A 22,408-nucleotide genomic window follows, 5' to 3' on the forward strand; every position below is an offset into this window, starting at 1 on the left:
CTTACCCCCAGGCGATCAAACCGATCGCCAGCACCGCCAGCGCCAGACCCGCGCGGTTCCAGCGCGTGGTTGCCTCGCCGAAGGCGAACACGCCCACCAGCGCACCCAGCACCACCACGCCGATGTTCATGCCGGCGAACACGGTGGCCGGGCTGTCCGGCATCGACTGGTGCGCATGCACGTAGAACAGGATGTTGCCGCCGTTGAGCAGGCCCAGCAGCGCGCCTGCACCGAGGTTGCGCCAGGCCAGGCGGCTGCGCCCACTGAAATGCCGCCACAACTGCAGCGCCAGCATCAGTACGAAAGCCACGCTGAAACTGGCCAGCACCGCCGCCATCGACGGCGTGCCGGACAGCGCCACCTGCTTCAGCAGCACATCCACCACCGCAAAGCCCGCCCACACGCCCAGCAACCAGCCCCAGCCGCCGACGGAAGCGGCCACTGCGGGGCCGCGTGGACGCAGGCTGATGGCCACCATCGCCAGCAGGCCCAGGCCCAGCCCGACCAGCTTCCACGGCGTGGCGGTCTGCCCGAAGTACAGGAACGCCGCCGCCAGCGACAGCAGCAGCGACAACCGCTGTGCCACGTCACTGCGGACGATGCCGGCCACCGCCACCGCACGGCCGAGTACCAGGAAGATCGAGGGCAGCACCACCGCCAGCGCCAGCAGTGAAACCCACGGTGCATGCGGTGCGCGCAAGGCGTCCAGCGGCGGCTGCAGCACCACCGCCGTCATCGTCGCGGCGACCAGATAGTTCCAGGTCACCATCTGCGCAACATCCAGCTGGCGACGGCCAGCCAGCTTCAACAACACCGAAACCAGCACACTGCAGATCACGGCCAGGGACAGGTAGAGCATGGGGCGGGCACAGGGCAGCGGCGGGGGACGCTATCATGGTGCCATGCACAAGCCCTCGTTCCCCGTCGCCCCCGGCGAAACCGCCTGCATCTCACTGGAAGGCCCGGTTGGCCCGCTGGAAGTGCTCGTCGACCTGCCCAAGGCCGATGTGCCGGTGCAGCCGATCGTGGCCGTCATCTGCCATCCGCTGTCCACCGAAGGCGGCACCCTGCACAACAAGGTGGTCACCATGACCGCCACCACCCTGCGCGAGCTGGGCATCGCCACGGTGCGCTTCAACTTCCGCAGCGTCGGTGGTTCTGCCGGTGAATTCGACCATGGCGTGGGCGAGCAGGAGGACCTGAAGGCCGTCACCGCCTGGGTCCGCCAGCAGCGCCCGGACGACCGCCTGTGGCTGGCCGGCTTCAGCTTCGGCGCGTTCGTTTCGCTGAAGGCCGCTGCCGAGCTGCAGCCCGAAGCGCTGATCTCGATCGCGCCGCCGGCGGGTCGTTGGGATTTCGGCGGCATCGCGCCGCCGGCGCGCTGGCTGCTGATCCAGGGCGAGCAGGATGAAATCGTCGACCCGCAGGCTGTCTACCAGTGGCTGGACACCCTCGATGCGCCGCATGAGCTGGTGCGCATGCCGGACACCAGCCACTTCTTCCACCGCAAGCTGATCGACCTGCGCGGCGCGCTCACCCACGGCGTCAAGCATTGGCTGGGCACGGCGGCATGAGCGAGGTGGAACTGACCCCGACGCAGCGCTACGCGGCCGGGGTGGAACGCGGCGATTGGCAGAACGACCCGGCCCAGCATGCGGCCCTGGCCGAGCTGGACCGGATCCATCTGGCCTTGGTGGACAGCGCCGAGGACGGCTGGCTGGACCGCCTGTCCTCGTTCTGGAAGAAACCCGAGCCGGTCAAGGGCCTGTACTTCTGGGGCGGCGTCGGCCGCGGCAAGACCTTCCTGGTGGACCTGTTCTACGACGGCCTGCCGATCAAGCAGAAATACCGCACCCACTTCCATCGCTTCATGCGCAGCGTCCACGAGCGCCTGCGCGAGCACCAGGGCCAGAGCGACCCGCTGGCGAAGATCGCCCAGGAATGGCGCAGCAACCTGCGCGTGCTGGTGCTGGACGAATTCTTCGTCACCGACATCGGCGATGCCATGCTGCTGGCGCGCCTGCTGGAGCGGATGTTCGCCGAGGGCGTGACCCTGGTCACCACCTCCAACACGGCGGTGGAAAACCTGTACCTCAACGGCCTGCAGCGCGAGAGCTTCATGCCGGCCATCGGCTTGCTGCAGCGCTACTGCGTGGAGCTGTACGCCGAAGGCACCGAGGACTATCGCATGCGCGCGCTGACCCGTTCGCCGGTGTACCGCGCGCCGCTGGCCGCCGACAGTGACACCTGGCTGGCCACGCGCTGGGACGAACTGAGCGGCGGCCAACCAGCCAAGGCGGGCAACATCGAGATCGAGAGCCGCAAGATCCCGGTGCGCGCGCGTGGCAAGAGCATTGCCTGGTTCGACTTCGCCGCCCTGTGTGAAGGCCCGCGCGGGCCGTCGGATTACATCGAGATCGCGCACGAGTTCAACACCGTGCTGCTGGGGGGCATTCCGGCCTTCGATCGGCTGAACGAGGATGCCGCGCGCCGCTTCGTCAACCTGATCGACGAGCTGTACGACCGCCATGTCAACCTGGTCTGCACCGCCAGCACCTCGCCGGTCGAGCTGTACACCGGTACCCGCCTGCAGGGCGCGTTCGAGCGCACGGCCTCGCGCCTGATCGAAATGCAGAGCGCCGAGTACCTGGGCACCCCGCACCGCGCGTGAGGGGTGCCGCTGGTTGTAGAGCCGAGCCCATGCTCGGCTGCTTCTGCCGGGTGCGCCGAAAGGCTGCCGAGCGTAGGCTCGGCTCTACCTGACATGCCAGGTCCAGAAGGACTCAACTGCGCGCTGGGAAGTGCCTGTACAAGCAAAGGTGATTCGTGAGCCAGGAAATCAACAAGCACGTTGCGCGAGCCATCGTTGAGCTTGCCATCTTTCTCGAGTTTTCGATGGATGATGTATTGGATCCAGATGCTGCGGTGCAGGGGCTCGAACGATTGGCTTCCACATTGCAAATGATGGACTTGGAGTCCAAATCAGCTTTGTGCGTGCAGATTGAAAGCATCGCAATGGAATATTCAGGTGAGCAGGCAGGGTTTGTTGAAGGCTTGGGCGAAGCGCTGGGGTTGATCGAAGCGTAGTGTGCTCATCTGTAGAAGCCCCAGATTTTTCTGGCAGCTGGGCTGTCTGAGAATTCGGGCTCGCGCAGAACATGAGTAAGAGGCGCCTTCGAGCGCACGGCCTCGCGCCTGATCGAAATGCAGAGTGCCGAGTACCTGGGCACCCCGCACCGGGCGTGAGGGCGGTTTACTGTAGAGCCGAGCCCACGCTCGGTTGCTTCTAAAGGATGTGCCGAAAAGCAGCCGAGCATGGGCTCGGCGCTACAACAGCACAACGTGGTTACCGGGTCGGCGCCACCGCATTACCACGTGGCCGCTCATCCGGCCCGGCCGACACATGCAGGCCCGAGCCATCGCTGTGCTCCCCCAGCAGCCGCAGCGGCTGTCCCTGGTAGCGCACCTTCAGCGCGTCGTGGGCCGCCGCCAGCGACTGCACCAGCGGGCACAGCGCCATCGCATTGGCCTCCAGCTGCTGGCTGCGCGCTTCCATCCGGCGGTCGACCTCGGCGTCGAGACGGTCGGCGCGGCGCTCCATGGCTCCGGCGCGGCCGGTGAACACCTGCCACAGCACGCTGCGGGTCATCGACCCGGCCATCGTCTCGGCCATCTGCTCGATATGCGCGTCGAAGCCATCGCCGAAGGTCTCCTGTTCCCAGTAGCCGCGGCCCAGGCTGGCGTCGATCCAGCCCTGCATCTCGCCACGCATCGCCCGCATCTGGCGGTTGCGGGACTTGCCGGTGATGGCCTCGAAGGCGGCGTCCAGCGCATCGAAGGTGACCCCGGAGACTTCGTGGGCCAGCGCGGTGGCGGCCGGCATCAGCTGGCGGGCACCGGCCTCCAGCTGCCGCAGGCGGGCGGCGTCGGCGGCACTGACCGTCACCATCGTGCCGTCCAGGCTCAGCTCGCCGTCGTGGAACACCACCTCATGCGGCGCCTGTGGGCCATGCCGCAGCCAGATGCCGCCGCTGTCCACCAGCACGTCGTAGTCGGTACGGATACCGCACTGGTCCGAACGCAGGTCCGGCCCGTCGGCGGCCAGCGCCGGAGCAATGAACAGGGCGGGCAGCAGGGCCAGAGCGGACAGGCGCAGGCGAATCGGAACATCCTTCTCCGGAACCGGAAGACCAGCATCCGCTGCCTGTGCGTGGGCGTCACCGGTCGGAAGTCATCCCGTCCACCGGATTCCCACTGGCTGCCCACCACCTATCCACAGAGTTGTCCCTCGCCTGCATGGCCCTGTCATGTGAAGCTGTCATTGTTCCGCTGGTGGGGCGCTGATTACCGCCACCACGACGCTTTTCGGGCTTGACTGCGCAGCCCGATCCAGCAGGTCCAAAGCGTCCAAACCGGGCGCCGATGGCACGATCCTTGCGGCGCAAGGGATTGCCAAATTTCACTACATTTGGCGTTGACGGACCCAACTACCCCCACTATCTTGTGGCTGTCGGTTGTGGGGACCCCAAGCCGCCGGGTCCATGGAATGGATCGCCGGACCATCCGGTGATACGCCCTCCATGCCCGCAGCGGCACCGGTCAGCACTGCCAGCGGCAGCCACAGGCGCAGGGTCTCACTTCCTGCGACACCGGCCTGCCACCCTGGGGTGTCACGTCCCGGGCCGCGTCATCCGATGCACCGAGCCACCATCCATCACGCCAAGAGGACACACGCCGTGACCACCGAGACCAGCGCCACCATCGAGAAGGAAAGCGAGTTCCTGTTGACGTCGCCGCCGACGTCCAACGCGATGAGTGTGACCAAGCGCAATGGCACGACCGAGCTGGTGGATCTGAACAAGATCGTCCGCGCGGTGCAGCGTTCCTCTGAAGGCCTGCACGCCGTCGATCCGATGCGCGTGGCCACCCGCACCATTTCCGGTCTGTACAACGGCGCCACTACCCAGGAGCTGGACGAACTGTCCATCCGCACCGCGGCGCTGCTGATCGGCGAAGAACCCGAGTACGGCCGCCTGGCCGCGCGCCTGCTGGCCAACTTCATCGCCAAGGAAGTGTCCAACCAGGAAATCCACGCGTTCTCGCAGTCGGTGGGTCGTGGCCACGAAGTGGGCCTGATCAACGACCGCCTGCTGAACTTCGTGCAGACCAACGCACGCAAGCTCAACGATGCCATCGACATCTCGCTGGACCTGAACTTCGATTACTTCGGCCTGCGTACCCTGTACGACCGCTACCTGCTGCGCCATCCGCACACCCGCAAGGTGATCGAGACCCCGCAGCAGTTCTTCCTGCGCATCGCCAGCGCGCTGAGCGAGGACGTGCCGGAAACCCTGGCGCTGTACAAGCGCATGGGCAACCTGGACTACCTGCCGTCCAGCCCGACCCTGTTCAACTCCGGCACCACCCATGAGCAGCTGTCCTCGTGCTTCCTGCTGGACTCGCCGCAGGATTCGCTGGAATCGATCTACTCCAAGTACGGCGACATCGCCCAGCTGTCCAAGTTCTCCGGCGGCATCGGCGTCAGCTACACCCGCGTGCGTTCGCGTGGCTCGCTGATCAAGTCGACCAACGGCCATTCCAACGGCATCGTGCCGTGGCTGAAGACCATGGATTCGTCAGTGGCTGCGGTGAACCAGGGCGGCAAGCGCAAGGGCGCGGCCTGTGTGTACCTGGAAACCTGGCACGCCGACATCGAGGACTTCCTCGAGCTGCGTGACAACACCGGCGACGAATCGCGCCGTGCGCACAACCTGAACCTGGCCAACTGGATCCCGGACCTGTTCATGAAGCGTGTCGAATCGGACCAGGAATGGTCGCTGTTCGATCCGCGCGTGGTGCCCGAGTTCACCGACCTGTTCGGCGAAGCCTTCGAGGCTGCCTACCTGCAGGCCGAAGCACAGGGCAAGGCCAACCGCACCATCTCCGCACGCAAGCTGTACTCGCGGATGATGCGCACCCTGGCCGAGACCGGCAACGGCTGGATGACCTTCAAGGACAAGTGCAACCGCGCCAGCAACCAGACCCTGCGCGCCGGCAACGTGATCCACCTGTCCAACCTGTGCACCGAAATCCTGGAAGTCACCTCGGCTGAAGAGACCGCGGTGTGCAACCTGGGTTCGATCAACCTGGGCAACCACTTCGACGGCAACGGCGAATTCGATTTCGACAAGCTGGCCGACACCGTGCGCCTGGCCGTGCGCCAGCTGGATCGCGTGATCGACCTGAACTTCTACCCGATCGAATCGGCGCGCCGCGGCAACCTGCGCTGGCGTCCGGTCGGCCTGGGCTGCATGGGCCTGCAGGACGTGTTCTTCCGCAAGCGCCTGCCGTTCGATGGCGCCGAAGCCCGCGCGCTGTCGAAGAAGATCGCCGAGACCATCTACTTCCACGCGCTGGAAACCTCGGTCGAACTGGCCCAGGAACGCGGCAAGCACCCGTCCTTCGCCGACACCCGTGCGGCCAGCGGCGAGCTGCAGTTCGATGCCTGGAACGTGGTGCCGGAAGATGCCGCGCGCTGGGACGCCCTGCGTGAACGCATCAAGGAACACGGCCTGCGCAACTCGCTGATGATCGCGATCGCCCCGACCGCCACCATCGCCTCCATCGCCGGCTGCTACGAGTGCGTGGAACCGCAGGTGTCCAACCTGTTCAAGCGCGAGACCCTGTCCGGTGACTTCCTGCAGGTGAACCGTTACCTGGTGAACGAGCTGAAGAAGCTGGGCCACTGGACCCCGGAAATGCGCGATGCGATCAAGCTGGCCGACGGCTCGATCCAGGCCCTCACCCAGATTCCGGAAACGCTGCGCCACGTCTACCGCACCGCATGGGAATTGCCGATGCGTTCGCTGATCGACATGGCCGCCGACCGTGGTGCCTTCATCGACCAGTCCGCCTCGCTCAACCTGTTCATGGAAAGCCCGAGCATCGGCGCGATGTCGTCCATGTACATGTACGCCTGGAAGCAGGGCATCAAGACCACCTACTACCTGCGTTCGCGTCCGGCCACCAAGATCGCCAAGACCACCGTCAGCCACACGGCCAGCGTTGCGCCGGAAAAGGTGTTCAGCCCGGAGGAGGCCATCGCCTGCTCGCTGGAGAACCCGGAAGCCTGCGAAGCCTGCCAGTAATACCGCGCGGTGGATTAACGCGCGGTGGGTGCCGACCGTTGGTCGGCACTGCTGCTCGACTGCAGAAAATACCAAGGTAGCGCCGGGCCACGCCCGGCGTTTTGACCCGAGAATTCAAGGAAACACCCATGGCCGACAAGCCCAAGCAGATGCTGCTCGATCCCGGTTTTGAACTGACCCTGCGCCCGATGCGCTACCCGCAGTTCTATGACATGTACCGGAACGCGATCAAGAACACCTGGACGGTGGAAGAGATCAACTTCCAGATCGACATCAGCGACCTGCACAGCAAGATGTCGCCGGGCGAGCGCCACCTGATCCACCGCCTGGTCGCCTTCTTCGCCACCGGCGATTCGATCGTGTCCAACAACCTGGTGCTGAACCTGTACCAGCACTTGAACGCACCCGAAGCGCGCATGTACTTGTCGCGCCAGCTGTATGAAGAAGCGCTGCACGTGCAGTTCTACCTGACCCTGCTGGACAACTACCTGCCGGATCCGGACGAGCGCGTCAAAGCCTTCGCTGCGGTGGAGAACATCGATTCGATCAAGAAGAAGGCCGATTTCTGCTTCAAGTGGATCGACTCGATCCAGGACCTGAAGCGCATCGAGACCCGCGAAGAGCGTCGCCAGTTCCTGCTGAACCAGATCTGCTTTGCCGCGTGCATCGAAGGCCTGTTCTTCTTCGCCGCGTTCGCCTACGTGTACTACTTCCGTTCGCGCGGCCTGCTCAACGGCTTGGCTTCGGGCACCAACTGGGTGTTCCGCGACGAAAGCGCGCACATGGAATTCGCCTTCGAGTGCGTGGACGTGATCCGCGAGGAAGAGCCGGACCTGTTCGACGACAAGATGAAGCAGGATGTCTATGACATGCTGGCCGAGGCCATCGAGTGTGAAGTGCAGTTCGCCGAGGACGTGCTGTCCGGTGGCGTGGCAGGCATCTCCACCCGTGACATGCGCCAGTACCTGCAGCACTGCGCCGACAACCATTTCCATCGCCTGGGCATGGAGCGCAAGTACAACGTGCGCAACCCGCTCAGCTTCATGGAACTGCAGGACGTGCAGGAACTGACCAACTTCTTCGAACGCCGCGCCTCGGCCTACCAGGTGGGCGTGAAGGGCGAAGTCGCCTTCGACATGAACTTCTGATCGATCCGGTCAGGTCTGTCGCAACGAGAAACCCCGGCCAACGCCGGGGTTTTTCGTTTTTACGGTAGCGCCGGGCCACGCCCGGCGAGCGCGCAGCGCGGAAGGTTTTTTCATGGACGCATGCCCATGCCCTTGCCCGAGCCGTTGCCACCAGGCGCGTGGATTATGGATTCACATGCCATTATCGTCAGCCTTGAAGACTGTGGATCGATATACCGAGCCGACGTGCCACATCGGCGCTTGAGTGCCCACGGCCAGTGACCTGCTTGACTCCGACGTCGTGCTAGATTCGCGAAAGTGGGACTCCCGCGAGAGGTACTTTCATGGATGCATCGGTCGAGAAATGCGCTTCTTCATCAAAAGGTGGACTTCGGCGCCGCCCCTGGGTAGCAGGGTATCGCTGCCTCACAATCACTATTGCAGCGTTGGTACTGTCAGCGTGTTCGAGCGGTGCACGCCCAACCCCCTCGCATCATTTGAATCAAAGACAGTCCGTCAAATCAGGGAGTGAAATTGGTATGGAGCGATTCAAGTACGACATCGAGCGTTTGGCAGGCGTGCGTTTTGATGATGTCGACGCATTGAATGAACAACTTCACACGCACCTGGGTGCACCGACGCGACAGGGCCTGCGGGACGAGCGGACCGCAGAACGCGGAAGGTTGGGCGACCTTGAGGTCCGGAACATCACCCTGAGAAGTGTTCCCGACGATCCTGCGCATGCGAAGCTGACATTTGATGTCGCGCCACCCAGCATTCTGCTCGAGGAGATCATCTGGGAGGACTCCACCCTATACCCCCCTCACCCCGATGCGCCTGGCTCCCGCCCTTACTGGTCCGCGAAGGTGAACGGTGCTGAGGTCGTCCTCAGTCTCGCCCCAGACAACGTGACACTGACCCGCGTACTGATCAGTCACCGCTGATCCCCTGTCATTGCGAAGGAGCCGCGCCATGGAGCGTACTGAAGAAGTTGGACTGCCACAGTCGCAGGAGGGGGGGCGCCCTGGCGCCGCACGTCGTCCAGCATCGCCATCGGCCGACCCCTCGTTGGCGCCGCTTCTGGCGAAATCCCCAACACTCCGAGCGGGTCTCGCACAGGCCGAACGCGACGATCTTGATAACGTCTGGGGACAAGCCGGTATGGGCACCTATCTTGTTCCCCGTGAGAAGATCGTTATTGACGAAAACGCGATTGGGCAAGGCTCCCGAATCGCACGTTCACTTTCTCACGAAGTTGGACACCATCTCTTCACCGAAGGCCCGGATCGGACTTCCAAGCAATCCTATGTAAACAGCATGTTGCGAGGAGAAGCCGCCGCGACGCTCAGCAATGTCCAGATCCAGCGCGAAATTGTCGCCGCTGGTGGTCCGGACATTGGCGTTTCCGGCACAGGTAACCGGCCACAACAATATGGAGCCATTGCGGCGGAACTCCAGGCCGGACGGATCAACCGTAGCCAAGCACTAGATCAGATCGCCGAGGTTTTCAAGACGGAGACTCCGTCTGTTGGTCCTCATGCGAACTACGAGCTTTACTACGGCGCATATTATGACCAGCACATAGCGCCCTCGCAGCGGCAGCGACGACGCAGGCCAGAGCCAGAACTTGACGCCGAGCGCACCGCAGTTGCGGAGAGAGTTGGCACTCCCGCCGACGACTCACCGTCGCTGCATCGAGTGCCTTCTTCAACAGCTGAACTTGGCGATGCAGACCGTGCTCTCCATATGCAGATCAGGGCTGGTGTGGAACGCTTGGACACCGAGCATGGGAAGCCGTGGGACGAGTCGAGTCAGCGCATGTCCGCAAGCCTGCTGGTACTGGCGAAGGAGCAGGGGCTTTCGCGGGTTGACCATGTTGTGTTGAACAACCCGACAGAAAGCCTGGCTCGGGGTGAGAGGGTCTTCATAGTGGAGGGAGCAATGGATGATCCAGCCCATCGCCGAGGACACATGAATACGATGGATGCGCTTCGTGCGCCTGAAGCGGAGTCGCTGCATCGTGCTGATGCATTGACTCAATCGCAAGCAGCGATCCTTGAACTACAGCCGGCACAGCATGTTCAAACGCAGGACGGCCCATCGATCTTGAGATAGGAGTATCGCTGCAGCATCGGAAGGGTCATCACCGCCGCCCATCCACCGCCATGCGCACGGCCAACCCGGCCAGCACCGTGCCCATGAACCACCGTTGCACCGCCTGCCAGGTGGGACGTGCCGCCAGGAAGCCGGCGATGCTGCCGGCCATCATCGCGATGATGCCGTTCACGCTCACGCTGACCAGCAGCTGGGTGGAGCCCAGCACCAGCGACTGCATCAGCACGCCGCCTTCGCTGTCGGGGTGCAGGAACTGCGGCAGCAGGGACAGGTACATCACCGCTACCTTGGGGTTCAGCACATTGGTCAGGAAACCCATCGCGAACAGCTTGCGCGGGCCGTCCACCGGCAGGTCACGCACCGCGAACGGCGAGCGGCCGCCCGGCTTCAGTGCCTGCCAGGCCAGGTACAGCAGGTACAGCGCGCCGCCGATGCGCAGCGCGTCGTAGGCGAACGGCACGGTCATCAGCAGCGCGGTGATGCCCAGCGCCGCGCACAGCATGTAGAACACGAAGCCCAGCGCCACCCCGCCCAGCGAAATCAGCCCGGCCACGCGGCCTTGGCAGATCGAGCGCGAGATCACGTAGATCATGTTCGGCCCGGGTGTCAGCACCATGGCCAGCGAGACAAGGGCGAAGGCCAGCAGGTCGGACGTAGCGGGCATGGCGGGTTCACGCAGTGGGGGTGCCGAAGTGTAGCGCCGCCTGCACGCCACCTGCCTTAAAATCCGTCCTACCCCACACCCGAACCGCCCCCATGACCCCCATTCCCGAGACCGTGCCGCCGACCGAAGTGCGCATGGCCGAAATCGTCTTTCCCAACCACACCAACCACATGGGTACCCTGTTCGGTGGCCAGGCGCTGGCATGGATGGACAAGGCAGCCTTCCTCGCCGCCGCCCGCTATTCGCGCCGCACCGTGGTGACCGCGCGCAGCGACCAGGTCGATTTCAAGCTGCCGATCCGCATCGGCCAGATGGTCGAGACCATCGGCCGCATCGTCGAGGTCGGTCGCAGCTCGATGAAGGTCGAGGTGGAGCTGATCGCCGAGGATCTGCACAGCGGCGAGCGCAAGCTGTGCACCCGCGGCCACTTCGTGATGATCGCGCTGGGCGAGGATGGTCACCCGGTGACCGTGCCGCAGCTTCCCGGCGCGCCGGCGGCCTGAGCCCGTGCTTGCGGGGGCGCCCGCGCGCCCCCATCTGGCTGCCATGACCCTGCCGCTCACCGACTTCATCGACCGCGCCCAACGCCTGTTCGTGCTGACCGGCGCCGGCTGCAGCACCGCCTCGGGCATCCCCGATTACCGCGATGCCGACGGCCAGTGGAAGCGCACGCCGCCGGTGACCTACCAGGCCTTCATGGGCGAGGCGGCCACCCGGCAGCGTTACTGGGCGCGCAGCCTGCTGGGCTGGCCGCGCTTCGGCCAGGCCCGGCCCAACGGCACGCATCAGGCGCTGGCCGCGCTGGAGGACTGCGGCAAGCTGCAGGTGCTGCTGACCCAGAACGTGGATGGCCTGCACCAGCGCGCGGGCAGCCAGAACGTGATCGACCTGCATGGCCGCCTGGACCTGGTGCGCTGCATGGGCTGCGAGCGCCGCAGCGAGCGTGAGGCGTTCCAGCAGCGGCTGCTGCAGGCCAACCCCGGCTGGGAATCGCTGCAGGCGGGTATCGCGCCCGACGGCGACGCCGACCTGGAAACCGACTTCTCCGCGTTCGCGGTGCCGGACTGCGCGCACTGCGGCGGCCTGCTGAAACCGGACGTAGTGTTCTTCGGCGAGAACGTGCCGCGTGAGCGCGTGGATGCGGTGCACGACCACCTGCAGCAGGCGGATGCGGTGCTGGTTGTGGGCTCCTCGCTGATGGTCTATTCCGGCTTCCGCTTCGTGCAGGCCGCGGCCAAGGCGGGTCTGCCGGTGGCCGCGCTGAACCGTGGCCGCACCCGTGCCGACGACCTGCTGCTGTTCAAGGACGAGCGCGACTGCGCCGAGGCGCTGGCCGGCTGGGTGCGCTGACCGTCTGGACTTCCCACGAAACAGCGATCCACCCACACGGTTGATCTATCGGCCGCACAGCGGTGCAATACGCACCCCCTTTGGTACACCCCCACTGCCGTGAGCCAGCTGTTTTCGCCGATCTCCTTGGGCCCCCTGACCCTGTCCAACCGCATCGTCGTCGCGCCGATGTGCCAGTACTCCGCCGAAGACGGCCGCGCCAGCGACTGGCACGCCATGCATCTGGGCAACCTGGCGCAGTCTGGTGCGGGCCTGCTGATCCTCGAGGCCACCGCGGTCGAAGCGCGCGGCCGCATCAGCTGGGCCGATCTGGGCCTGTGGGATGACGGCACCGAAGCGGCACTGGCACAGGTGTTGGCCAGCGTACGCCGCTGGTCGCCGATGCCATTGGGTGTGCAGTTGGCCCATGCCGGCCGCAAGGCCTCTACGGCGCGCCCGTGGGATGGCGGCGGCCAGTTGCCCGCCGACGATGCGCGCGGTTGGGCCACGGTCGCACCGTCGCCGCTGCCGTTCCATGCCACCGACCCGGCGCCGCAGGAACTGGACGAGGTCGGCATCGCCGAGATCGTTGCTGCCTTCGCCGCCAGCGCGGTGCGCGCCGAGCGGCTGGGCTTCGAGCTGATCGAGATTCACGCCGCACATGGCTACCTGCTGCACCAGTTCCTGTCGCCGCTGAGCAACCGCCGCACCGATGGCTACGGCGGCTCGCTGCCGAACCGCCTGCGGATGCTGGTGGAGGTGTTCGATGCGGTGCGTGCAGCAGTGTCGGACAAGGTCGCCGTAGGCGTGCGCATCTCCGCCAGCGACTGGGTCGAGGGTGGCTGGGACATCGTGCAGAGCGAGGCACTGGCACAGGTGCTGGACGCGCGTGGCTGCAATTTCCTGCACGTCTCCAGTGGCGGCCTGCACGAGCGCCAGAAGATCAGCGTCGGCCCGGGCTACCAGGTACCGTTCGCGGCGGCGATCAAGGCCAAGAAGGTGCGCATGCCGGTGATCGCGGTGGGCATGATCACCGAGCCCGAGCAGGCCGAATCGATCCTGCGCCACAACCAGGCCGATGCCATCGCGCTGGCCCGCGGCATCCTGTACGACCCGCGCTGGCCGTGGCACGCCGCTGCTGCACTGGGCGACAGCGTGGTGCCGGCACCGCAGTACCTGCGCTGCGAACCGCGCGACGCACGCGGCGTGTTCAGTCCGCGCTGAGCACTACACCTGCCAGGCCGGCGGCAGGCCGGCCTGCAGGTGCTCGAACAGCGCGCGGATCTTGGCGGTGAAATCGCGGCGGTCGCTCACGCAGAAATAGACGTCCATCGGTTCCGGCTGCCAGTCGGTGCCGCAACCGAACACGCACTGCAGGCGACCGTCACGCAGATACGGCTCGGCCACGAACGCCGCCAGCCGCGTGACACCGGCACCGGCAGCGGCCAGTTCGGCCAGCGCATCGATGTCATCGCAGACCATGCTCGGCGGCAGCACCGCGTCCACGCGTTGACCATCTTTCAGCAGGCCCCAGCGCAGTGGCCGGCCGTCGGTGGGGAAGCGGTGCAGCAGGCCGCGATGGGTTGCCAGCTGCGCCGGCTCCAGCGGCGTGCCGTTTGCCTGCAGGTAGTCCGGCGATGCGCAGAACACGAACGGGATACGTGCTAAGGGGCGCGCCACCAGCCCGTCCTCCAGCTGCGCGCCGATGCGGATGCTGGCATCCACCGCCTCGGCACCGTGCTGCACGGCGCGATCGGTCAGGCGCAGCTCCAGCTGCAGCTGCGGGTAGCGCTGCTGCAGCGAGGGCAGCAGCGGTGCCAGCACGTGTCGGCCGAACGCGCTGCTGCTGGCGATGCGAAGGGGGCCGGCCGGTTCGACATCGCCGGTGATCATCGCCTGCGCGCGCGCCAGGTCGGCTTCGATATGCCGCACCTGCGCCAGGTACACCGTGCCGGCCTCGCTCAGCGCCAGCTGGCGCGTGCTGCGGTTCAGCAGGCGCACGCCCAGGTGGGCCTCCAGCCGGTTGATGTTCTGGCCCACGGCGGTGGCGCTGATGCCAAGGGTGCGCGCCGCAGCGGCAATGCTGCCGGTCTCTGCGGTGCGGGTGAAGCTGCGGATGAGCTGCAACAGGTTCATGACCGACCAGCTTGCCATGCGGAAGGCCAAGTATCGCTTGGGTCTGTACCAAGCAGTCGGTTGCATCGGTGACCATCGTCCACCGCGCAGCGGTGCTGCCCTACACTCCGGCGATGCGCCCCGATTCCATCCTCACTCTCTCCTGTCCCGACCGTACCGGCATCGTCTACCGCGTGTCGGGCCTGTTGTTCGACCACGGCTGCAACATCCTCGACGCCCAGCAGTTCGGCGACGAGGAGAGCGGTCGCTTCTTCCTGCGCGTGCACTTCGACCGCGATGCGGGCCTGCCGCTGGACACCGTGCACGCCGCGATGGCCGCACTGGCCGCGGACTTCGGCATGGACTGGCAGCTGCATGATGGCCGCCGCCGGCCGCGCCTGCTGGTGCTGGTCAGCAAGCAGGGCCATTGCCTGAACGACCTGCTGTTCCGTGCACACAGCGGCCAGCTGAAGACGGACATCGCAGCGGTGGCCTCCAACCACGCGGACTTCGCCGCCTTGGCGGCGTCCTACCAGGTGCCGTTCCACCACCTGCCGGTGAACGCCGACACGCGCGCGGCGCAGGAACAGCAGATCATCGATCTGGTCGAGCGCGAGTGCATCGACCTGGTGGTGCTGGCGCGCTACATGCAGATTCTCTCGCCCACGCTGTGCCGTGCGCTGGCGGGCAGGGCGATCAACATCCACCACAGCTTCCTGCCCAGCTTCAAGGGCGCGCAGCCGTACCACCAGGCGCACGCGCGCGGGGTCAAGATCATCGGCGCCACCGCGCACTACGTCACCGAAGACCTGGACGAAGGCCCGATCATCGAACAGGACGTGGCCCGCGTGGACCACGCGATGACGCCGCGCGAGCTGGTACGGCTGGGCAGCGATACCGAATCGCAGGTGCTGGCGCGTGCCGTGCGCCGGCATGTCGAGCACCGCATCCTGCTCAACGGGCACCGCACGGTCGTATTCCGGTAGTGCCGGCCGCTGGCCGGCAACTGCGGGGATCCAGGGTTTGCCGGCCAGCGGCCGGCACTACCGCCACGCGTCAGGCGACCGCAATCTTCGCCTTCGCCAGGGCCTCGCGCACCATGCCGTCGTTGGCCTCGGTCACCGGGCGGGTCAGCTCCCACAGGAATTTCACCCGGAAGCCGGACTTCACCGCGTCCTGCGCGCTCCACAGCACGCAGTAGTCGCGGGCCAGCCCGCACACGTGCACCTCGCGGATGCCGCGTTCGTGCAGCCAGCCGGCCAGTCCGGTCGCCGGGCGGGTGCCGTCGGGGCCGTGGTTTTCGCGGAAGGCGCTGTACGAATCCACCTGCTGGCGCGTGCCCTTGCGCAGGATCAGGTCGGCTACGGTCCAGTCCACGCCGGGGTGCAGTGCGGCGCCCGCGCTGCCCTGCACGCAGTGGTCCGGCCACAGCGTCTGCGGCTGCGCGTGCAGCAGGATCGCTTCGAACGGCAGATGCCCCGGATGCTGGCTGGCAAACGAGGCATGGTCGGCCGGGTGCCAGTCCTGGGTCGCAACCACGGTGCGGTAACGGCGCTCGGCCAGCAACGCCGCGATCGGTGTCACCAGCGCATCGCCCTGGTCGCAGGCGAGGGCGCCACCAGGCATGAAGTCCGGCTGCAGGTCGATCACCAGCAGGGCGACATCAGCGGGCAGGGCGGTCATGGCAGGTCCGGCACAACGGAAGAAGGGCGACCAGCGTGGCCGCCACTCGCGCGCACGTCAATCGCTGCTGGCGGCGTCGTTGTCCTGCCCGTAATACAGCAGGCCGATCTTGATGCGCTCGCGGCCGTTCTCACGACGGTGGCGGTTGGCGTCGCGCAGCGAATACACGCAGCCACAGTATTCCTGCTGGTAGAACTGCTCGCGTTTGCTGATCTCGACCATGCGGCTGGCACCGCCTCCCTTGCGCCAGTTGTAGTCCCAGTACTGCAAGCCTTCGTAGTGCGAGGCGGCGCGCACGCCGCAGTCGTTGATCTGCGCCATGTTCTTCCAGCGCGAGATGCCCAGCGAGGAGCTGATGGTGTCGTAGCCGTGTTCGTGCGCGTACAGCGCGGTGCGCTCGAAACGCATGTCGAAGCACATCGTGCAGCGGATGCCGCGCTCGGGTTCATTCTCCATGCCACGCGCACGGCTGAACCAGTTGTCGGTGTCGTAGTCGCAGTCGATGAAGGGAATGCCGTGCTGCTCGGCGAAGCGGATGTTCTCCTGCTTGCGCAGCTCGTACTCCTTCACCGGGTGGATGTTGGGGTTGTAGAAGAAGATCGCGTAGTCGATTCCGGAGGCGGTGATCGCCTCCATCACTTCGCCCGAGCATGGCGCGCAGCACGAGTGCAGCAGCAGGCGCTGGCCGTTGTCGGGAAGGGTCAGGGTGGGGCGTTGGAGCTCGGTCATCGTCGGGTGCATCTGGGCGTGGGCAGCAGCGGGTCTGGCCGGAAACCGTGAACAGGACGCGCGCGACCACGCCACCTGCGCGCGCAGGACGACGATGGCCCCGGCAACCTCCCCGCGGAGATTCCAGGTCGAATCAGGGGACGGTCGAGTCCCCCGGCCGGGGCCGGTATTCGGGCTGATGGACACGGGCCGCAGCCTACCTACTACCTGCCGCTTCCCAGGCGCGAGCCCAGTGCTGTTGGCAGGATTCGTTTCCATTCACCGCTGCGGGGCAGCTCCGGAATGGGCGCGCGAGGCGCCTTCACCGGATTCCCGTTTAAATCCATCCCCTCGCGTGAACGCCAGGATGGATACCTTCGGCAGGTGCAAGGTGGACCCGTTGGCGGTAATGGTCAAGGGACACCATCACGCGCCGAAGCTGTGGCTGCTTTCTCAGGCTGTGAGAGCGTGTCTTGCCATACTCGGCATCAACAGATGGGAGGTGGCTCGTGGCGGCGAAGTACTGCGATCTGGTCATGAAAGGCGGCATCACCAGCGGCATCGTGTATCCCAACGCGGTGCTCGCACTGGCCCGCGAATACCGTTTCAAGAGCATCGGCGGCACCTCGGCCGGTGCGATCGCCGCTGCCGTGGCGGCCGCTGCGGCATACGGCGACCGGCGCCAGCAGGCAGGCGAAACCCTGCCCGGTGACGCCGGGTACGGTGGCTTGTCGGCGGTGTCGGCACAGTTGTCGCGGCGCGGGTTCATCTACAGCCTGTTCCAGCCGGCCGCTGGCGCGCGCGCGGCGTATCGGCTGCTGGTGGTGCTGACCGGCAACGCCGGCTGGCCGCGCAAACTGCTGTGCCTGGCCATCGCGGTGTTCCAGATCGCGCCGCTGGAAGTGCTGGTGTCGCTTGCACTACTGCTCGGCCTGGGCTGGTGGGGCGGTGGCTGGAGCGGCGTGGCGGCGACCCTGCTGCCGTCGCTGTTGTGTGCTTATGGCGCAGGTGTAGCCGGCGCCGCGCTGCGCGTGGCACGGGTGGCGCGGCGCAACCTGCTGGGGCTTTGCAGTGGACTGAGCCGGAACGCAGGCACGCCAGCGCTGACCGAGTGGCTGCATGAAAGCCTGCAGCAGTTGTCAGGCAAACCGATGGATGCACCGCTGACCTTCGCCGATCTGCACGACGCGCCGCGTTATGCAGGCGAGCCGCACAGTCCGCATGCGATCACCCTGCAGATGATCACCACCTGCGTGTCGCACAATGAACCGCGCACATTGCCGCTGGGCGGCGCGCAGTTCTGGTTCCTGCGCGAGGAATTCGAGCAGCTGTTTCCGGCCAGCGTGGTGCAGTGGATGGTCGACCATGCCGGTCCGCCGCGCGAGGTTGAAGGCCGCAACTATTACCACCTGCCGCAGGGCGCGTCGCTGCCGGTACTGGTGGCCACGCGGATGAGCCTCAGCTTCCCGCTGCTGATCAGCGCAGTGCCGCTGCACGAGCCCTCGCGTCGCGAGCGTCGCTGCGAGCCGACATCGACGGTTGCAGGTGAGGCTGGGCAGAACGTAGCCGACAGCATGGAAGGCTTGACCAGCGCAGGCCAGGCCTGCGGCCCGGTGATCACCGCTTTCCGGGTGTGCTGGTTCTCCGATGGCGGCATCAGCAGCAACTTCCCGATCCACCTGTTCGATGCCGCGCTGCCGCGCTGGCCCACCTTCGCCATCAATCTGGTCTATCCGCAACGCCCCGAGCCGGTGCTGCTCGAGAGCGACAGCCGCCAGGCGCTGGAACGCTCGGTGTTCCTGCCCACCGAGAACCGCCATGGATGGCAGCGTCATTACCAGTCCATTGCCACGCCATTGGCGGCTGGCGAACTGAGCCGCTTCCTGTTTGCGGTGGTGGCCACCATGCAGAACTGGCGCGACCTGTTGCAGGCGCGTGCGCCCGGTTATCGCGACCGCATCGTGCATGTGAGCCTGCAGGGCGACGAGGGGGGCATGAACCTGGACATGCCACAGGAAGTGCTGACCCGCATTGCCGACAAGGGCAGTCTGGCCGGTGCACGCTTCTGTTCGTTCTCGTTCGAGAACCATTATTGGATCCGTTGGCGCAACCTGGCCTCGGCCTACCAGCGCTACACGCTGGAGATATCGCGCACCGATGATCCGGCGCAGCAGGTGCTGGCCTATCGCGCGGCCTATGCGATGGTGGCCACCGGCACGCCGCCACCGCCGTCCTACAAGCTGGGCTCGGAAGACAAGCGGCTGGCATCGCAGCAGCTGTGGGGGTTGATGGTGGAGCAGGGCCGCAGTTGGGATGACCTTGGTCCCGACCTCACCGACGGCTCACCACGGCCGTTGCCGCAGATGAAGGTGACGCCGATCTATTGAGCGGACGCATCCACGCATGGCGTGGATCCATCGTGTCGACCAAGGTCGACACCCACCAACAGCGGCGCGAACCGGCCGCCGCCCCGCCTTCCCACGCGCAGGGGCAGGGCGCAGCCCTGCCGAACCCAACCCTATCTTCCCGGCAACTGGGTAAACGCTCGCTGCATGCAGTCCTCGCGTGGACACACCCGGCAGCCCGGCCCGATCGACACCGAGTTACCCGGGCTCTGCACGTCCAGCCCCAGCGAATACACCAGCCTGTCGGCATGCTGCAGGTCACAGCCCAGTGCCACCGCGAAGGTCTTGCGTGGCTGGCCGTGGCCCACCGGGCCGCTGCTGACCTGCCGTGCCAGCCAGAAATGGCGGCGGCCATCGGGCATGCGTGCGGTCTGGGTGAGGATGCGTCCGGGCTGGTTGAACGCCTCGTAGACGATCCACAACGGGCACGAACCACCCACCTGCGAGAAGTGGAAATCGGTAGCCGAATGGCGCTTGGACACATTGCCGGCGCGGTCCACGCGGATGAAGAAGAACGGCAGGCCGGGTGCGCTGCGGCGTGCCAGCGTACTCAAGCGATGGCAGACCGCCTCGAATCCCACGCCGAACTGATGCGCCAGCAGCTCGATGTCATAGCTGCTTGCTTCCGCCGCGCGCAGAAAGCGCATGTACGGCATCACCAGCGCGCCGGCGAAATAGTTGGACAGGCCGATGCGCGCCTGTGCGATGCGGGCTTCGTCGGTGAAGCCGGTGCGCGCGATCACCGCATCGATCTGCGGCAGGTAGCCGCGCAGTGCCAGCTCGACCGCCATCTGGAACGCCTGTTGGCCCGGCTCCAGGTAGTCGGGCAGCCACAACGTACGGCTGCCGGCATCGTAATGGCGCTTCTCGCGCCCGGCCTGCAGCGCGGCCACTTCCACCAGCACCCCGTGGCGGTCGGCCAGCAACTGGCGCAGCCGTGGTGCCACGTGTCCCGGCGCCAGCCCCCATTCGGCGAACAGCTGCTCGGCCAGTTCATCCAGTTCGGGGATGTGGTTGTGCATGCGGTTGAAGAACTCGCGCACCTGGTCACCGGCCGGCAGCGTGCTGCCCGCGCCTGGCTCGCCCAACTGGAATTCCAGCGCGGCGGCATGCTCGCGCAATGCCAGGTGGCGGCGGTGCAGGTCCAGCAGCGCGCGGCTGACCTGCGGCAGGTTGCCGGCCAGCGCGCGCAGTTCCGTGGCGCTGACGTCGGCCAGACCCAGGTCGCGCAGGGTCTCGCCCAGCGACTCCTGCAGCGCGGCGGGTTCATTGTCGTCGAACAGGGCGGAAACATCGCCCAATACCTCGCCCAGCTTCTTCTGCACCCCAGGCGTCAGCGGGCGCTTGTTGCGCTCGATCTGGTTCAGGTAGCTGGCCGACAGCCCCAGTGCGCGGGCAAGGTCGGCCTGGCTGTAGCCGCGCTGCTCGCGCAGGCGCAGCAGACGCAGACCGAGTTGGCGCTGGGGGGCTGAATAATTCACAGAATTAACAGGAATCGTGGCGGGCATTGGCCAGATTAAGCGGATTCAGCCCGGAAATCGAGGCGGGTGCTGTGAATAATGCCAAGCATCTTTCGCACCCCGTGGATTGTCGTCATGACTGTTGCAGCGCCCCGTATCCGCATGCTGATCGATGGCCAGTTCGTTGAATCGGCCACCTCCCACTGGCAGGACGTGATCAATCCGGCCACCCAGGACGTGCTGGCCCAGGTGCCGTTCGCCACCACGGGTGAAGTCGACGCGGCCGTGGCTGCCGCCAAGGAAGCTTTCAAGACCTGGCGCAAGACCCCGATTGGTACTCGCGCGCGCATCTTCCTGAAGTACCAGCAGCTGATCCGCGAAAACATGAGCGAGCTGGCGCACATCCTCACCGCCGAACAGGGCAAGACCCTGCCGGACGCCGAAGGCGATGTGTTCCGCGGCCTGGAAGTGGTCGAGCATGCGGCCGCCATCGGCAACCTGCAGCTGGGCGAACTGGCTAACAACGTGGCCAACGGCGTGGACACCTACTCGATCATGCAGCCGCTGGGCGTGTGCGCAGGCATCACCCCGTTCAACTTCCCGGCGATGATCCCGCTGTGGATGTTCCCGATGGCCATTGCCACCGGCAACACCTTCATCCTCAAGCCGTCCGAGCAGGACCCGATGGTCACCATGCGCCTGGTCGAACTGGCGCTGGAAGCGGGCATTCCGAAGGGCGTGCTGAACGTGGTCCACGGCGGTGAGGAAGTGGTCAACGCGATCTGCGACCACCCGGATATCAAGGCCGTTTCGTTCGTCGGTTCCACCCGCGTCGGTACCCACGTGTACAACCGCGCCTCGCTGGCCGGCAAGCGCGTGCAGTGCATGATGGGCGCCAAGAACCACGCCGTGGTCTTGCCGGACGCCAACAAGGAGCAGACCCTCAACGCGATGGTCGGCGCGGCCTTCGGTGCGGCAGGCCAGCGCTGCATGGCCGCCTCCACCCTGGTGCTGGTCGGTGAAGCGCGCGGTTGGGTGCAGGACCTGGTCGAAAAGGCCAAGACCCTGAAGGTCAGCGGTGGCACTGTCGCCGGCACCGACGTCGGCCCGGTCATTTCCTGCAGCGCGCGTGATCGCGTCGAAGGCCTGATCGCTTCGGGCGTGGAGCAGGGCGCCAAGCTGGTGCTGGATGGCCGCAAGCCGCAGGTCGATGGTTTCGAGAAGGGCAATTTCGTTGGCCCGACCATCTTTGCCGGTGTCACCACCGACATGCGCATCTACCAGGAAGAAATCTTCGGGCCGGTGCTGGTCATCCTCGAAGCGGAAACGCTGGATGAGGCCATCGCCATGGTCAACAGCAACCCGAACGGCAACGGCACTGCGCTGTTCACCCAGTCCGGCGCTGCTGCACGCCGTTTCCAGGAAGACATCGACGTCGGCCAGGTCGGCATCAACGTGCCGATCCCGGTGCCGGTGCCGCTGTTCTCGTTCACCGGTTCGCGCGCTTCCAAACTCGGCGACCTGGGTCCGTACGGCAAGCAGGTGGTGCTGTTCTACACGCAGACCAAGACCGTCACCGCGCGCTGGTTCGACGACGAGACGCTGAGCCACGGCGTCAACACCACGATCAGCCTGAAGTAACAGCAGGGAGCAG

General features: G+C 65.8%; 20 protein-coding genes and 1 riboswitch. Of the genes, 13 read left to right on the forward strand and 7 right to left on the reverse strand.

All coding sequences use genetic code 11. From position 1 onward, the window contains the following. Position 1: 1 nt before the first annotated feature. Complete coding sequence (locus tag ACEF39_RS01080) at positions 2-859, reverse strand: EamA/RhaT family transporter (protein ID WP_500286661.1); 858 nt, start codon at positions 857-859, stop codon at positions 2-4. A gap of 43 nt (positions 860-902) precedes the next feature. Between ACEF39_RS01080 and ACEF39_RS01085 the strand changes: the two genes are divergently transcribed. From ACEF39_RS01085 to ACEF39_RS01095, 3 genes are all read left to right on the forward strand, one after another. Beyond that, a complete protein-coding gene (locus ACEF39_RS01085; RefSeq protein ID WP_500286662.1) occupies positions 903-1,574 on the forward strand; it encodes an alpha/beta hydrolase in 672 nt (223 codons plus the stop codon). Then, a complete protein-coding gene (gene zapE / locus ACEF39_RS01090; protein WP_500286663.1) occupies positions 1,571-2,671 on the forward strand; it encodes a cell division protein ZapE in 1,101 nt (366 codons plus the stop codon). The genes ACEF39_RS01085 and zapE overlap by 4 nt, the downstream gene beginning before the upstream one ends. A gap of 155 nt (positions 2,672-2,826) precedes the next feature. Then, complete coding sequence (locus ACEF39_RS01095) at positions 2,827-3,087, forward strand: hypothetical protein (protein WP_500286664.1); 261 nt, start codon at positions 2,827-2,829, stop codon at positions 3,085-3,087. Positions 3,088-3,346: 259 nt separating this feature from the next. On the opposite strand, the gene ACEF39_RS01100 is transcribed toward ACEF39_RS01095, so the two are convergent. Then, the gene (locus ACEF39_RS01100; RefSeq protein ID WP_500287946.1) at positions 3,347-4,162 is read right to left on the reverse strand and encodes a DUF2884 family protein; all 816 of its coding nucleotides are present in this window, start codon (positions 4,160-4,162) and stop codon (positions 3,347-3,349) included. A 574-nt stretch (positions 4,163-4,736) separates the two neighbouring features. On the opposite strand from ACEF39_RS01100, the gene ACEF39_RS01105 reads away from it, so the two are divergent. The 4 genes from ACEF39_RS01105 (at position 4,737) to ACEF39_RS01120 (ending at position 10,390) form a co-directional block, all read left to right on the forward strand. Continuing rightward, positions 4,737-7,148: a ribonucleoside-diphosphate reductase subunit alpha gene (locus ACEF39_RS01105; RefSeq protein WP_500286665.1), complete on the forward strand. Its 2,412-nt coding sequence runs from the start codon at positions 4,737-4,739 to the stop codon at positions 7,146-7,148. 128 nt (positions 7,149-7,276) lie between these two features. Next, positions 7,277-8,296 (forward strand): ribonucleotide-diphosphate reductase subunit beta, encoded by a 1,020-nt coding sequence (locus ACEF39_RS01110; RefSeq protein ID WP_025875781.1) that lies wholly within the window; start codon positions 7,277-7,279, stop codon positions 8,294-8,296. Between the two features lie 518 nt (positions 8,297-8,814). After that, positions 8,815-9,219: a hypothetical protein gene (locus tag ACEF39_RS01115; protein WP_500286666.1), complete on the forward strand. Its 405-nt coding sequence runs from the start codon at positions 8,815-8,817 to the stop codon at positions 9,217-9,219. A gap of 28 nt (positions 9,220-9,247) precedes the next feature. Beyond that, positions 9,248-10,390, forward strand: coding sequence for an XVIPCD domain-containing protein (locus ACEF39_RS01120; RefSeq protein ID WP_500286667.1), 1,143 nt, complete (start codon positions 9,248-9,250; stop codon positions 10,388-10,390). A 28-nt stretch (positions 10,391-10,418) separates the two neighbouring features. Here the strand turns inward: ACEF39_RS01120 and ACEF39_RS01125 are convergent, their stop codons facing one another. Then, the gene (locus tag ACEF39_RS01125) at positions 10,419-11,054 is read right to left on the reverse strand and encodes a LysE family translocator (protein ID WP_089241505.1); all 636 of its coding nucleotides are present in this window, start codon (positions 11,052-11,054) and stop codon (positions 10,419-10,421) included. Positions 11,055-11,146: 92 nt separating this feature from the next. On the opposite strand from ACEF39_RS01125, the gene ACEF39_RS01130 reads away from it, so the two are divergent. The 3 genes from ACEF39_RS01130 (at position 11,147) to ACEF39_RS01140 (ending at position 13,607) form a co-directional block, all read left to right on the forward strand. Then, complete coding sequence (locus tag ACEF39_RS01130) at positions 11,147-11,557, forward strand: acyl-CoA thioesterase (RefSeq protein ID WP_089241503.1); 411 nt, start codon at positions 11,147-11,149, stop codon at positions 11,555-11,557. Positions 11,558-11,600: 43 nt separating this feature from the next. After that, entirely contained in the window at positions 11,601-12,404 is an 804-nt protein-coding gene (locus ACEF39_RS01135; RefSeq protein ID WP_500286668.1) for an NAD-dependent protein deacetylase, read from the forward strand. Positions 12,405-12,503: 99 nt separating this feature from the next. Continuing rightward, positions 12,504-13,607 (forward strand): NADH:flavin oxidoreductase/NADH oxidase, encoded by a 1,104-nt coding sequence (locus ACEF39_RS01140; RefSeq protein ID WP_500286669.1) that lies wholly within the window; start codon positions 12,504-12,506, stop codon positions 13,605-13,607. A gap of 3 nt (positions 13,608-13,610) precedes the next feature. Here the strand turns inward: ACEF39_RS01140 and ACEF39_RS01145 are convergent, their stop codons facing one another. Continuing rightward, positions 13,611-14,519 carry a LysR family transcriptional regulator gene (locus ACEF39_RS01145; RefSeq protein WP_500286670.1) on the reverse strand — a complete coding sequence of 303 codons (909 nt, stop codon included), beginning with the start codon at positions 14,517-14,519 and terminating at the stop codon, positions 13,611-13,613. A 113-nt stretch (positions 14,520-14,632) separates the two neighbouring features. Between ACEF39_RS01145 and purU the strand changes: the two genes are divergently transcribed. Next, a complete protein-coding gene (purU, locus tag ACEF39_RS01150; protein WP_500287947.1) occupies positions 14,633-15,484 on the forward strand; it encodes a formyltetrahydrofolate deformylase in 852 nt (283 codons plus the stop codon). A 70-nt stretch (positions 15,485-15,554) separates the two neighbouring features. Here purU and pncA read toward each other — a convergent pair whose 3' ends face one another. Both pncA and ACEF39_RS01160 read right to left on the reverse strand, forming a co-directional pair. Next, entirely contained in the window at positions 15,555-16,181 is a 627-nt protein-coding gene (pncA, locus tag ACEF39_RS01155; RefSeq protein WP_500286671.1) for a bifunctional nicotinamidase/pyrazinamidase, read from the reverse strand. Between the two features lie 57 nt (positions 16,182-16,238). Next, a complete protein-coding gene (locus ACEF39_RS01160) occupies positions 16,239-16,910 on the reverse strand; it encodes an epoxyqueuosine reductase QueH (protein ID WP_500286672.1) in 672 nt (223 codons plus the stop codon). 144 nt (positions 16,911-17,054) lie between these two features. Further along, a riboswitch (cobalamin riboswitch) is annotated at positions 17,055-17,283 on the reverse strand. Positions 17,284-17,425: 142 nt separating this feature from the next. On the opposite strand from ACEF39_RS01160, the gene ACEF39_RS01165 reads away from it, so the two are divergent. Beyond that, complete coding sequence (locus tag ACEF39_RS01165; RefSeq protein WP_500286673.1) at positions 17,426-19,276, forward strand: RpoH suppressor; 1,851 nt, start codon at positions 17,426-17,428, stop codon at positions 19,274-19,276. Positions 19,277-19,407: 131 nt separating this feature from the next. Here ACEF39_RS01165 and ACEF39_RS01170 read toward each other — a convergent pair whose 3' ends face one another. Further along, entirely contained in the window at positions 19,408-20,775 is a 1,368-nt protein-coding gene (locus ACEF39_RS01170; RefSeq protein ID WP_500286674.1) for a helix-turn-helix domain-containing protein, read from the reverse strand. A 114-nt stretch (positions 20,776-20,889) separates the two neighbouring features. Between ACEF39_RS01170 and ACEF39_RS01175 the strand changes: the two genes are divergently transcribed. Beyond that, a complete protein-coding gene (locus ACEF39_RS01175; protein ID WP_025875748.1) occupies positions 20,890-22,395 on the forward strand; it encodes a CoA-acylating methylmalonate-semialdehyde dehydrogenase in 1,506 nt (501 codons plus the stop codon). The last annotated feature ends 13 nt before the right edge of the window (positions 22,396-22,408 follow it).

It is taken from the genome of Stenotrophomonas indicatrix (genome assembly GCA_041545745.1).
GTDB lineage: Bacteria > Pseudomonadota > Gammaproteobacteria > Xanthomonadales > Xanthomonadaceae > Stenotrophomonas > Stenotrophomonas indicatrix_A.

What these genes read in the sequence shown, in the direction of transcription:
- ACEF39_RS01165 (WP_500286673.1), top strand. Translation starts at nt 17,426, where the DNA reads ATGAAAGGCGGCATCACCAGCGGCATCGTGTATCCCAACGCGGTGCTC.
- zapE (WP_500286663.1), top strand. Translation starts at nt 1,571, where the DNA reads ATGAGCGAGGTGGAACTGACCCCGACGCAGCGCTACGCGGCCGGGGTG.
- ACEF39_RS01115 (WP_500286666.1), top strand. Translation starts at nt 8,815, where the DNA reads ATGGAGCGATTCAAGTACGACATCGAGCGTTTGGCAGGCGTGCGTTTT.
- ACEF39_RS01125 (WP_089241505.1), bottom strand. Translation starts at nt 11,054, where the DNA reads ATGCCCGCTACGTCCGACCTGCTGGCCTTCGCCCTTGTCTCGCTGGCC.
- purU (WP_500287947.1), top strand. Translation starts at nt 14,633, where the DNA reads ATGCGCCCCGATTCCATCCTCACTCTCTCCTGTCCCGACCGTACCGGC.
- pncA (WP_500286671.1), bottom strand. Translation starts at nt 16,181, where the DNA reads ATGACCGCCCTGCCCGCTGATGTCGCCCTGCTGGTGATCGACCTGCAG.
- ACEF39_RS01080 (WP_500286661.1), bottom strand. Translation starts at nt 859, where the DNA reads ATGCTCTACCTGTCCCTGGCCGTGATCTGCAGTGTGCTGGTTTCGGTG.
- ACEF39_RS01135 (WP_500286668.1), top strand. Translation starts at nt 11,601, where the DNA reads ATGACCCTGCCGCTCACCGACTTCATCGACCGCGCCCAACGCCTGTTC.
- ACEF39_RS01110 (WP_025875781.1), top strand. Translation starts at nt 7,277, where the DNA reads ATGGCCGACAAGCCCAAGCAGATGCTGCTCGATCCCGGTTTTGAACTG.
- ACEF39_RS01175 (WP_025875748.1), top strand. Translation starts at nt 20,890, where the DNA reads ATGACTGTTGCAGCGCCCCGTATCCGCATGCTGATCGATGGCCAGTTC.
- ACEF39_RS01145 (WP_500286670.1), bottom strand. Translation starts at nt 14,519, where the DNA reads ATGAACCTGTTGCAGCTCATCCGCAGCTTCACCCGCACCGCAGAGACC.
- ACEF39_RS01160 (WP_500286672.1), bottom strand. Translation starts at nt 16,910, where the DNA reads ATGACCGAGCTCCAACGCCCCACCCTGACCCTTCCCGACAACGGCCAG.
- ACEF39_RS01085 (WP_500286662.1), top strand. Translation starts at nt 903, where the DNA reads ATGCACAAGCCCTCGTTCCCCGTCGCCCCCGGCGAAACCGCCTGCATC.
- ACEF39_RS01120 (WP_500286667.1), top strand. Translation starts at nt 9,248, where the DNA reads ATGGAGCGTACTGAAGAAGTTGGACTGCCACAGTCGCAGGAGGGGGGG.
- ACEF39_RS01130 (WP_089241503.1), top strand. Translation starts at nt 11,147, where the DNA reads ATGACCCCCATTCCCGAGACCGTGCCGCCGACCGAAGTGCGCATGGCC.